At 39.2% G+C, this 11,564-nt stretch carries 10 protein-coding genes and 1 pseudogene; 3 read left to right on the top strand and 8 right to left on the bottom strand.

All coding sequences use genetic code 11. The annotated features are described in order from the left end of the window. The 7 genes and pseudogenes from KP78_RS07215 to hxlR all read right to left on the bottom strand — a co-directional run. A pseudogene (locus KP78_RS07215) lies at positions 1–192 on the bottom strand (iron-containing alcohol dehydrogenase); the annotation flags it as partial. A gap of 191 nt (positions 193–383) precedes the next feature. Further along, positions 384–1,721 (bottom strand): glucose-6-phosphate isomerase, encoded by a 1,338-nt coding sequence (locus KP78_RS07210; RefSeq protein ID WP_041087412.1) that lies wholly within the window; start codon positions 1,719–1,721, stop codon positions 384–386. Positions 1,722–1,792: 71 nt separating this feature from the next. Beyond that, positions 1,793–2,692, bottom strand: coding sequence for a phosphogluconate dehydrogenase (NAD(+)-dependent, decarboxylating) (gnd, locus tag KP78_RS07205; protein ID WP_041087411.1), 900 nt, complete (start codon positions 2,690–2,692; stop codon positions 1,793–1,795). 82 nt (positions 2,693–2,774) lie between these two features. Next, entirely contained in the window at positions 2,775–4,232 is a 1,458-nt protein-coding gene (zwf, locus tag KP78_RS07200) for a glucose-6-phosphate dehydrogenase (RefSeq protein WP_041087410.1), read from the bottom strand. Between the two features lie 574 nt (positions 4,233–4,806). Then, positions 4,807–5,829, bottom strand: coding sequence for an NADH:flavin oxidoreductase/NADH oxidase (locus KP78_RS07195; protein WP_041087409.1), 1,023 nt, complete (start codon positions 5,827–5,829; stop codon positions 4,807–4,809). Positions 5,830–6,050: 221 nt separating this feature from the next. Beyond that, positions 6,051–6,842, bottom strand: a complete 792-nt coding sequence (locus KP78_RS07190) for a putative hydro-lyase (RefSeq protein ID WP_041087408.1) — start codon at positions 6,840–6,842, stop codon at positions 6,051–6,053. Positions 6,843–7,096: 254 nt separating this feature from the next. Beyond that, the gene (hxlR, locus tag KP78_RS07185) at positions 7,097–7,462 is read right to left on the bottom strand and encodes a transcriptional activator HxlR (protein ID WP_041087407.1); all 366 of its coding nucleotides are present in this window, start codon (positions 7,460–7,462) and stop codon (positions 7,097–7,099) included. 209 nt (positions 7,463–7,671) lie between these two features. On the opposite strand from hxlR, the gene hxlA reads away from it, so the two are divergent. From hxlA to KP78_RS07170, 3 genes are all read left to right on the top strand, one after another. Next, complete coding sequence (gene hxlA / locus KP78_RS07180) at positions 7,672–8,304, top strand: 3-hexulose-6-phosphate synthase (RefSeq protein WP_041087406.1); 633 nt, start codon at positions 7,672–7,674, stop codon at positions 8,302–8,304. A 9-nt stretch (positions 8,305–8,313) separates the two neighbouring features. Next, positions 8,314–8,871, top strand: a complete 558-nt coding sequence (gene hxlB, locus KP78_RS07175; RefSeq protein WP_041087405.1) for a 6-phospho-3-hexuloisomerase — start codon at positions 8,314–8,316, stop codon at positions 8,869–8,871. A 131-nt stretch (positions 8,872–9,002) separates the two neighbouring features. Next, a complete protein-coding gene (locus KP78_RS07170; RefSeq protein ID WP_041087404.1) occupies positions 9,003–9,719 on the top strand; it encodes a 3-ketoacyl-ACP reductase in 717 nt (238 codons plus the stop codon). A 428-nt stretch (positions 9,720–10,147) separates the two neighbouring features. Here KP78_RS07170 and KP78_RS07165 read toward each other — a convergent pair whose 3' ends face one another. Then, positions 10,148–11,281: a zinc-dependent alcohol dehydrogenase gene (locus KP78_RS07165; RefSeq protein ID WP_041087403.1), complete on the bottom strand. Its 1,134-nt coding sequence runs from the start codon at positions 11,279–11,281 to the stop codon at positions 10,148–10,150. Positions 11,282–11,564: the final 283 nt, after the last annotated feature.

Here is an 11,564-nt window from a genome sequence, read left to right as displayed (position 1 = left end):
TTCTACTCCTTCAATCAGCTGAATTTCAAAGCCAGCTTCTTTTAGATTCGATTCAATTTTATTAAGATAGCCTGATTGTTTAATCGATTCTCCTCCGATAACGATCGTAGCTTTTTGACCTTCAAGATCTTTCAGTGCTTCAATCGCTCCTTCTCCATAAAATACGTCTCTAGGTATTGTAAAACGATTCATATGTTTTATTCTCCTTTTCAAAAAAATGAGCGCTAATCCTCATCAATAACATTTGCAGCACTCTTTCTTTTAATCTAAGTACAACTATAACACCCAAAATATTACCTACACAATATTATTGCTTATACTATACATAATTATAATAAGTATATAAAGTATACCATTAATCATAACAATGTTCTAACACGTTATTATTTAGACAGCCGCTCCATTAATATTGCTTTTTCAGCTTCAAATCCAGGTTTCCCAAGCAGAGCAAACATATTTTTCTTGTACGCCTCTACTCCAGGCTGATCAAATGGATTTACACCGAGCAAGTGCCCGCTTATGGCACAAGCCTTTTCGAAAAAGTAGACCATTTCTCCGTATGTGAATTCATTCATTTCATCAAATTCAATGACGAGATTTGGCACTTCTCCATCAATATGGGCCAGCAATGTTCCCTGAAACGCTTTATTATTCACTTCATTCATTGTTTTACCAGCTAAAAAGTTTAATCCATCAATGTTTTCGGGATCCTCTTGTATCGTTACTTCAATACGGGGCTTCTTCACCTGCAGAACGGTTTCAATCAGGTTGCGCTTGCCTTCCTGTACATACTGACCCATTGAATGTAAATCAGTTGAAAAATCAACAGAAGCAGGGAATAGCCCTTTCTGATCTTTTCCTTCACTTTCTCCAAACAGCTGCTTCCACCATTCTGAAACATAATGTAGAGATGGCTCATAGTTAACAAGCAGCTCGATGTCTTTTCCTTTTCTGTGAAGAACATTTCGAACAGCAGCGTACTGATAGCTTTCATTTGTTGATAGATCTGAGTTGTTGTATTTGCGGGCAGCCGCTTCTGCTCCTGCCATCATTTGATCAATATTAAGACCTGCTACAGCAATAGGCAAAAGTCCTACCGCTGTTAGCACTGAGTAACGTCCGCCTACATCATCCGGGATGACAAAGGTTTCATACCCTTCTTTATCAGCAAGATTTTTTAGCGCACCCTTTTCACGGTCAGTTGTTGCAAAAATACGTTTTTTTGCTTCTTCTTTTCCGTATTTTTTCTCCATGTACTCACGGAAAATACGGAATGCAAGAGCCGGCTCAGTCGTTGTTCCTGATTTAGAAATCACATTAACAGAGATATCCTTTTCCTCTAATAGCTCAAATAAATGAGAGATATACGTTGAGCTGATATTTTGTCCGGCAAAATAAACCTGTGTTTTATCAATCATTTGATTATGAAACGTATGGGATAACGCTTCAATGGCAGATCTTGCACCTAAATAAGAACCGCCAATCCCAATCACAATAAGCGCATCAGAATTACTTTTAATTCTGTCAGCGGCTTGTTTAATTCGTGCAAATTCATCTTTATCGTAGTTAAGAGGAAGATCCACCCAGCCAAGAAAATCAGAGCCCGGCCCCTTTTTGTCATGAAGCATATTGTGAGCGACTTTTACAAACTCACTTAGATTCTCTACCTCACTTTTTTTCATAAATGACAATGCATTTGAATAATCAAACGAAATAGACATTTTCCATTCCCCTTTCATTTAGAAACTTCAGTCTTATGACTGAAGTTTCATGTCTAAAATTTTTGCTGCTGCTATTTCCCGCTCTTTTCTACTGCATGTCCGCCAAATTCATTGCGCAATGCAGCGACTACTTTTCCAGTAAAGGTGTCATTGTCCAATGAACGATAGCGCATCAATAATGACATCGCGATAACAGGAGTTGCTATTTGCAGATCAAGTGCAGTTTCAACAGTCCATTTCCCTTCACCGGAAGAATGCATGACACCTTTAATATCATCTAATTTGGCATCTTTAGAAAACGCGTTTTCAGTCAGTTCCATGAGCCATGAACGGATAACGGATCCGTTGTTCCAAACGCTAGCGACTTTTTCATAATCAAAATCAAACTCACTTTTTTCCAGTACTTCAAATCCTTCTCCAATAGCCGCCATCATCCCATATTCAATTCCGTTATGAACCATTTTCAAGAAGTGTCCGCTTCCCGCTTTTCCAGCATATAAAAATCCTTTTTCGACCGCAGTATCTTTAAAAATTGTTTCTACAACGCTCCAAGCTTCCGGATCGCCGCCGATCATATAGCATGCACCAGTGCGCGCTCCTTCCATTCCGCCGGATGTTCCTGCATCCATAAAGCTCACGCCTATCTCCTTTAGCTCATTGTATCTGCGAATCGACTCTTTATAGTGAGAATTACCAGCTTCGATCACAATGTCGCCTTTACTTAATAATGGTCTTACTTCAGTAAGCACGGAGTCAACGACAGCATGCGGAACCATAATCCAAAGAACACGTGGTGTTTCAAGTGATTCAACAAGCTCCCTTAAGCTTGACGTACCAGTTGCTCCATAGTTTTCCATTTCTGAAACTGCACTTGGGTTTACGTCAAACGCAACCACTCCATGGTTATTATCAATTAAATTTTGACCTAAATTTAATCCCATTTTTCCTAATCCAATTAATCCAACCTTCATCTTGACTTCCTCCTAAAAGATACAAATTCCACTTTTTTATTTTTCTCCATTATCTAGAACTTACACGATTAAAAAATGATTTTTACCACCAATGAAAGCCGTTTTCTTCAAGCAGCTTGTCTGATGCTTCTGGTCCCATTGATCCTGCAGGGTACGTTTGAAGCGGAATGCTGTTTTCCTCGAATGCTTCCAAAACGGGCTGTACCCATTTCCACGATAGCTCGACCTCATCCCAATGCGCAAAAAATGTTGAATCGCCTTGCAATGCATCAAACAGTAATATTTCATAGGCTTCAGGCACTTCTTTTGTAACCGGTGAAAAATCAGCTGTTACAGGTTCTATCATGCCATTTTTCAATGGGTTTTTACTGTTTAACTGGAAGGAAACTCCTTCATTCGGACTTATATGAACGACTAATAAATTCGGTGCAGTCTTTTGATCTTCTGTTTGGTAAAGATCCTTTAATGTGTTTTTAAATTCGATGACGATACGCGTTGATTTTTCTTTCATTCTCTTTCCTGTACGGATGTAGAAAGGTACCCCTTTCCAGAAATCATTGTCTATCCATAAGCGTGCCGCAACAAATGTATCATTTGTAGAAAAAGCATCAACTCCTGGCTCTACTGTATATTTAACAACAGGCTCACCTTTAATTTCTCCTGCATCATATTGACCGCGTATAATGTGAGCTCCGACCTCTTCTTTCGATAATAAACGTAAAGATTCCATCACTTTTCTTTTCTCATCGCGAATATCATCTGCACTGATTTTCTTTGGCAGATGCATGGCTGTCATCATCAGCATTTGAAGCATGTGATTTTGTACCATATCACGAATTGCACCAGCCTGGTCGTAATAACCTGCCCGATCTTCCACACCTACGATTTCACTTGCAGTAATTTGTACATTGGCAATGTACTCTTTATTCCAAATCGCTTGAAGTACCGGGTTTGCGAATTCCAGCGTTTCAAGGTTTTGAACCATTGGTTTTCCAAGATAATGATCAATACGGTAAATTTCATCTTCTTTAAATGCTCTGCTTAATTTAGTATTAAGATCGCGAGCAGACTCCAAATCATGACCGAACGGCTTTTCAATAATTAGGCGTTTCCAGCCTTTCGTTGTTCCTAATCCGCTTTCTTTAATATTTAAGGCAATATCATCAAAAAATTCAGGAGCAACCGATAAATAAAAGAGGCGGTTTTCAGGAAGATTCAATTCTTTCTCTCTCTGTTTAATAAAAGTAAGCAAATTTTTATAGGCTTCAGGCTTTGTCACATCCAGCTGCTGATAACGAAATGCTTTAATAAATTCACCAAACTCGGCATTATTCGCTACAGTTCTTCTGGAAAATGTCTTAAGCGACTCTTCAACATGGGTTTGAAATTCATCATGAGATAAAGATGATCTTCCTAATCCAATAATGGAATAGGCCTCTGGCATTTTCTCATCAAGAAATAAATTATATAAAGCTGGGAATATTTTTCTTTTTGCTAAATCCCCAGTAGCCCCAAACAATACAAATGACATTGACTCCACTTTGCATTCCTCCACTTGATGTTTTTTACAGCACTATATTTTTAAGACTTTCGTCTATTGAAAATCTTTATCCCATCGTTGTCGTTCTCTTCATAGATAGGCACTAGCATTCCCAAATTCCGCAATTACTTGCGTGAGAGTAAGTATAATACGTATATTTTATTTACGTAAGTACGCACTTTATATACATCTAGTTATAAAAAAAGAACATAGTGTGAAAAAATATACTGTATGAGGAGATGAATAAATAATAAGGTAATAAAACGTACGCAGAGAGGTTTTTTAAAGAGGATTTGTACTATTAATGTAAAATTTTATATGAGATTTTTTAAAAAATGCTGCGTTAAAGATAATTTTTTATTTTGTCAAGATGTTTATTATTTCGGGTGTGGGAGACTCCTTCTTAGAAATGCGAGACTCCACAAGCAAGCGTTGAGCCAAGGAGCTTTGGACCGCTTGCAGAAAGTGAATGCCTGAACCGGAAATCAGCAAGTTAACAGAGCCTATAAAAAATAATCTCCATATAAAAGCTCCCTCAAATATTTTTGAGGGAGCTTCAATTATAAATTATTTCTTATCGTATACTGTACGCTGCTGCCAGAGGAACCGGCGTAAGCGGATCTCCTCCTAATTGAAGAGACGCTTCATTCGCCCAGTAAGGATTTCTCAGCATACCTCTTCCAACCGCAACAAGATCGGCTTTTCCTTCACGGATGACTTCATCGCTTAGCTTAGGATCTTCCATTCTGCCTACTGCAATGGTTGGTACATGCAGTGCTTTTCTAATTCCTTCAGATAAATCAACCTGATATCCAGGTCCGCTTGATGCAGGGCCACTTTCTCCTTCACCGCCGGAAGAAACGTGGAATACATCGACACCAGCTTCTTTATAACGCTTTGCCAATTCAATAACATAGTCCAAATCATAGCCGCCTTCTGCGTACTCAACTGCAGAAATTCTAAAGAGCAGCGGCATGTCTTCAGGCATCACTCGACGGGCAGCTTTAATGATTTCTACGCCGAATAAACTCTTGTCTTCACCGTATTTATCTGTACGTTTATTTGTCAGCGGTGATTGGAATTGATGGATTAGGTAACCATGGGCACCATGAATTTCAATTGTATCAACACCAGCATTTAACGCACGTTTAAATGCTTCTTCAAACTTTCCAACCATTTCTTCCACTTCTACAGTAGACAGTTCACGCGGTTCCTTGTACTGCCCTGAAAATTGAATCGCTGATGAGGATACAGGTACTGCTGCATCTTCGGCTTTACGACCAGCGTGAGCAATTTGAATTCCTACTTTTGCGCCGTAAGCCTGGCTTGCTTCTATAATTTTTTTGAACGCTGGAATTTGATCATCTGACCAGAGACCAAGATCATAATCCGTGATTCTTCCATCAGGCTCTACATCCGTCATTTCCATGATGATCAGTCCCGCGCCGCCAATCGCACGGCTTGTATAATGTGAAAAATGCCAATCATTCGGCTTACCGTCCTTTTCCGTTACTGAATACTGGCACATTGGAGGCATCACAATGCGATTTTTCAATTGAAGTCCTTTAATTTGAAACGAATCTAATAATGTAGGCATAAAAACTTCCTTTCCCTTGCAGAATACTGTTTTTTAAGACCTTAAATAAGAAACGCTTTAAGGTACTTAAATATTATTACATTCCACACCGTATGTTAGTCAAACAACTCGGCTTATAATTTGTTCTTGTGTGGGGAAAATTTAACCATAAAAAAAATAGCGCAGCAAAAAGACACGCTATCTACTATAGTATCTTATTAAATTTTGGAACGATTTTTATCCTACAAAACAGAAAACTTTTCGTTTTTCAAATCAGTGATAAACATATGTCCTGGGGCATGTGTAATCATGATTTCCGGCTTTACTTGCATCGCTACTGCCTGCGGAGTGACTCCGCAAGCCCAAAAGACAGGAACCTCTCCCTCTTTTATGGTCACACGGTCACCGAAATCCGGTTCGTTAATATTTTTAATGCCAATGCTTTCAGAATTTCCGATATGAACAGGCGCCCCGTGCACGGAAGGAAAACGGCTCGTTACCTGTACAGCTCGGATGGCATCCTTTTCAGTCATAGGGCGCATGCTTACTACCATCGGACCTTCAAACCGGCCGGCTTTTACACTTTGAATATTCGTTTTATACATTGGAACATTGCAATTTTCCTCATTATGGCGAATTGGAATGCCGTTTTTTATTAGTGCCTCTTCAAATGTAAAGCTGCAGCCAATTAAAAAACCGACCATATTCTCATCCCAAAGATCCGATACATCTGTTTTTTCCTCTACAAGCTCTCCATTTCGATACACACGATATTTTGGAATATCTGTTTTAATATCACCATTTGGCGCTGCTAGACTGGCAATGCCTGATCCCGGCTCAGTCACATCAATGATAGGACAAGATTTCGGGTTACGCTGGCAAAAAAGAAGAAACTCAAACGCCAAGTCCTTTGGAAGCACAGCTAAGTTAGCCTGAATAAATCCGTTAGAAACACCTGATGTTGGCTTCACCCATTGATTATTTCGAATCATTTCACGAGCCTCAGAAGGGCTCATCATCGTAAGAGCAGACATTCGCAAATCCCCCAATTCTTTATACAATTACGCTATTATTTTCCCATTTAAAAATAAGTTCTTACAACTGCCTGAAACTTCAGATAGTTTCTTTTATTATAATCTATTTTATTCGGCAATCAAAATATTTTCCCATCGCTTCAAGGATTATAAAAAAAAACGCATGCAGCAGCCTTTTTAAAAAAGCAGCCACATACGGTATTTAATAAACAGTTCGGTTAATGATATACATGCTTAGGTTCATACGCTTTTGCTTATTTGATGGATTCTCTTCGATCTTCGCTATTCCTGTTGATGATATCCATATAATCTTTACCCCATTTATACATCGAATCCAAAATCGGCATCAAGCTCTGGCCTTGTTCTGTCAGTGAATACTCAACCTTAGGAGGAACAACAGGATATACTTTTCGTTCAACGATCAGGTCTTCCTCCAGCTCTCGCAGCTGGTTCACAAGCATACGCTGCGTAATTCCAGGCATTAGGGCCTTTAATTCACCAAAACGCTTCGTTCCTTCTTTTCCGAGATGCCATAAAATCAGCATTTTCCACTTACCGCCAATAACTGAAAGGGTCAACTCTTTCTCACAATTAAACATTTTTCCTTCCATACGAGACATTCGTTTCACCTCCACCCTTATTATAACCAATAGTATACTTTTTATCACTATGTAAAATAAAAGTGCGTACTTACAAAATAATATTATAGGACTTATAATGATAACTGTGCAGAGATAGGAAACAATTGGTGTTCCTATTTTGAAAGTAATATCAGCCCTCGGGGTATATTACTACTTGCAACAAAAAAATTTTTAGGAGTGTTAAACAGATGAAATTACAACTAGCATTAGACCTTGTAAATATTCCACAAGCAATTGAATTGGTTAAAGAAGTAGAAGAGCATGTAGACGTAGTAGAAATTGGTACTCCTGTCGTTATTAACGAAGGACTTAAAGCAGTTAAAGAACTTAAAGCTGCATTCCCTAACCTAACAGTATTAGCTGACCTTAAAATCATGGATGCTGCTGGATACGAAGTAAGCCAAGCATCAGCTGCAGGCGCTGACATCATCACAATTCTTGGTGCGGCTGAAGATGCATCAATCAAAGGTGCAGTTGAAGAAGCGAAAAAACAAGGCAAACAAATCCTTGTTGACATGATCGCTGTAAAAGACATCGCAACTCGCGCTAAAGAACTTGATGAGCTTGGCGTAGACTACATCTGCGTTCACACTGGTTACGATCTTCAAGCTCAAGGCCAAAACTCTTTCGAAGACCTTGCAACAATTAAAAGCGTTGTTAAAAACGCAAAAACAGCTGTTGCAGGCGGAATCAAGCTTGAAACTCTTCCAGAAGTAATCAAAGCTCAACCAGATCTAGTAATCGTTGGTGGCGGTATTACTGGACAAGAAGACAAAAAAGCTGCAGCTGCTAAAATGCAAGAACTAATCAAACAAGGTTAATCATTCATTATGCAGACAACTCGATATTTTAACGAAATCCTTGATGAGTTAAGTCGAGCAGCAGACTTACTATCTGATGAACAAGCTGAACAGCTGGTCAACCAAATTCTTGAAGCAAAGAAAATCTTTGTAGCAGGAGCAGGAAGATCTGGTTTCATGGGTAAATCCTTCGTGATGCGCATGATGCATATGGGATTAGATGCTTATGTTGTCGGTGAAACGGTTACAGCTAACCTGGAAAAAGATGATATTCTTATCATCGCATCCGGCTCAGGAGAAACAAAAAGCTTAGTCTCAATGGCCGAAAAAGCGAAAAGCTTAGGTGGAACAGTTATTGCTGTGACCATCTTCCCTGAGTCTACAATTGGAGAATTAGCGGATCTAGTCATTAAATTACCTGGATCTCCTAAGGATAAATCGACGAGTGATTATAAAACCATACAGCCAATGGGATCACTTTTCGAACAAACCCTTTTACTATTCTTCGATGCAGTTATTTTACGTTTCATGGAGAAAAAAGGGCTTGATTCCAATACAATGTACGGGAAGCATGCTAACCTTGAGTAATTAAATATTTGTACTGAACAGAAAGACCGAAAGTTCTCTAATAAACTTCTCGGTCTTTCTGTTCAGCTTTTTTAGCTGAAATTGACTATAATAGTATGGGGTTAAAAATTGGTTGGATAAGGAGCGATAAGATGATTTCATTAAATGGAAAAAATGCGTTGATTACTGGAGCAGGAAGAGGCATCGGCCGAGCAACTGCCATTGCCTTTGCGAAAGAAGGAATCAATGTTGGATTAGTCGGTACAACACTCGCAAATCTTGAAAAAGTAGCAGCAGAAGTGAAAGAACTGGGTGTTAAAGCTTCTGTAGCTGTTGCAGATGTTACTGATCTTGAAGCTGTTCAGCAAGCAGCAGATCAAATCAAATCTGAATTAGGCCAAATTGACATTCTAATCAACAACGCTGGAATTGCTAAGTTTGGAGGATTCCTCGAGCTTTCAGCAAGTGAATGGGAAAATATTATAAATGTTAACCTAATGGGTGTTTATAATACTACTAGAGCCGTTCTTCCAGATATGATTGAAAGAAAAGTAGGAGACATCATCAACGTTTCTTCATCTGCTGGTCAAAAGGGAGCTCCAGTAACGAGCGCGTACAGTGCTTCTAAATTTGCCGTTCTTGGATTAACGGAATCACTTATGCTTGAAGTAAGAAAGCATAACATTCGCGTTACGGCACTAACGCCAAGTACAGTTGCTACTGATCTAGCAATCGAAACAAATCTTATCAGCGGCAACCCTGAAAATGTAATGCAGCCAGAAGATCTTGCTGAACTGATGGTCGCACAGCTTAAATTAAACCCGCGTGTTTTCATTAAAACAGCTGGCATGTGGTCAACAAATCCATAAACATAACGAAAATTTAAAAATCGTGCCGACCCATTCCTTCGCTTTCCGCGGAATGGGCCGGCACTTTATTTTCCTTCCTCCTTACGAAGAAATAGGAAGGAAGGATCCATCATGAGACAACCTCAAAACGCCCGTCGCAATCGTCAAATGCTTTCCATTGATCAACTCAACTAGTGCCAATCGATCACTTACTTCGCTCTGTCGGTGCCTACATTGATTTTTCCTTTATTAATCAAACCGTTTCTCCTAAAAAGAGAAGGAAAGGTGACCTCATAATCAAGATGTGTGCTCGATTGTCATTCGACCCCACACTTTAATTCGCTTTCAGGTGACAATTATTTTACATAAGTTAGAAATTCAACACGCTGAAAAAGCAGACCAATTCAATGTTCTGCTTTTCTGTTTATTTGAGTAGATAAAGAAATCAATTAAGGCTTTAATACAATTTTAATGGCATTATCTTGGTGATCATTAAAGATTTTATATGCATTGCTTGCATCATCAAGCGAGACTTTATGGGTAATGATCTCTTTTGGATCAAATTCCTTGTTCATTATTTTTTCATATAGCATTGGCATAATTGGGATAACCGGAGCCTGTCCCATTTTCAAGGTAATGTTCCTTGAGAAAAAAGCGCCAAATGGGAAGTTGTTATAGTTTCCTCCGTACACCCCTGTAATTTGAACAGTACCAAATTTCCGCACCGCTTTTGTTGCAATTTGAATCGGTCCAAGCGTTCCTCCTTGGAGCTTCAGTTTTTGCTCGACAAACTCAAGAGGAGACTTCTTCCCGTCCATCCCTACGCAATCAACCACAACATCTGCTCCGCCTTTAGTAATTTCCTTTAAATGCTCTCCCATATCAGGATATTTGGCAAAGTCAAAGATCTCCACATTATTCATTTTCTTCGCATGATCTAAGCGGTAGCCAATATGATCAATCGAAATGACCCTTTTTGCACCATGCATCCAAGCGAATTTTTGGGCCATCAAGCCTACAGGACCACACCCGAGAACGATTACTGTATCCCCTTCTTTGACACCAGCATGACTTATACTCCAATAAGCAGTTGGAATGACATCTGATAAAAAGAGCAAGGATTCATCTTCCAGTTCACACGATTCTGGAACAAGAAAAGGAGTGAAGTTTCCAAACGGTACTTTTAAATATTCAGCCTGGCCACCTGGGTGATTCCCGAATTTTTCAGTATAGCCAAAATAACCTCCCGAATCATAATGAGGATTTGAGTTATCACATTGGCTTGTCAGATCATGCTGACAATACGTACATTGTCCGCACGCTACATTAAAAGGAACGACAACACGGTCTCCCTTTTTTACTTTCGTTACGTCAGGACCTACTTCCTCCACAATGCCCATAGGCTCATGTCCAATTACATAGCCTTTCGGCAACGGCATATTCCCTTGATAGAGATGTAAATCAGATCCGCAAATCGTCGTTGATGTTATCTTAACGATGACATCATCTTTCTTTTCAATTTTCGGGTCGTCTACTTGCTTTACCGCCACATTATTTGGCCCTTGATACGTTACAGCTTTCATTTCTAACACTCCAATCAAAAGGAAAAGTAGATTTTCATCTTTCATGTTAACGCTCACGAAAATGCCCTAATGCTGACGATTAAATTGATGTACATTTGAAGCCTTTAAATTAACACAGTACAAAGTATTGCCTGAGATTATTCATTTATGCAATTTAGTTAAAAAGGAATAATTAAAAACCTGCTTTACAAGTTATGGATTACGAATTGCTGCTGACATCTCAGCAGACTTTGCCGCGGCAAGATTTCTTCGTCCGACAAAGGAAAAAGCTAGGAAACGCTCC

It is taken from the genome of Jeotgalibacillus soli (assembly GCF_000829435.1).
GTDB lineage: Bacteria > Bacillota > Bacilli > Bacillales > Jeotgalibacillaceae > Jeotgalibacillus > Jeotgalibacillus soli.
The sequence above is the reverse complement of the archived record's forward strand: the minus strand, read 5'-3'. Positions and strand labels throughout refer to the sequence as shown.

Coding starts and splice junctions, on each gene's coding strand:
- KP78_RS07210 (WP_041087412.1), bottom strand. CDS start 1,721: ATGTCTATTTCGTTTGATTATTCAAATGCATTGTCATTTATGAAAAAA.
- gnd (WP_041087411.1), bottom strand. CDS start 2,692: ATGAAGGTTGGATTAATTGGATTAGGAAAAATGGGATTAAATTTAGGT.
- KP78_RS07195 (WP_041087409.1), bottom strand. CDS start 5,829: ATGCCTACATTATTAGATTCGTTTCAAATTAAAGGACTTCAATTGAAA.
- KP78_RS07190 (WP_041087408.1), bottom strand. CDS start 6,842: ATGTCTGCTCTTACGATGATGAGCCCTTCTGAGGCTCGTGAAATGATT.
- hxlR (WP_041087407.1), bottom strand. CDS start 7,462: ATGTCTCGTATGGAAGGAAAAATGTTTAATTGTGAGAAAGAGTTGACC.
- hxlA (WP_041087406.1), top strand. CDS start 7,672: ATGAAATTACAACTAGCATTAGACCTTGTAAATATTCCACAAGCAATT.
- hxlB (WP_041087405.1), top strand. CDS start 8,314: ATGCAGACAACTCGATATTTTAACGAAATCCTTGATGAGTTAAGTCGA.
- KP78_RS07170 (WP_041087404.1), top strand. CDS start 9,003: ATGATTTCATTAAATGGAAAAAATGCGTTGATTACTGGAGCAGGAAGA.
- KP78_RS07165 (WP_041087403.1), bottom strand. CDS start 11,281: ATGAAAGCTGTAACGTATCAAGGGCCAAATAATGTGGCGGTAAAGCAA.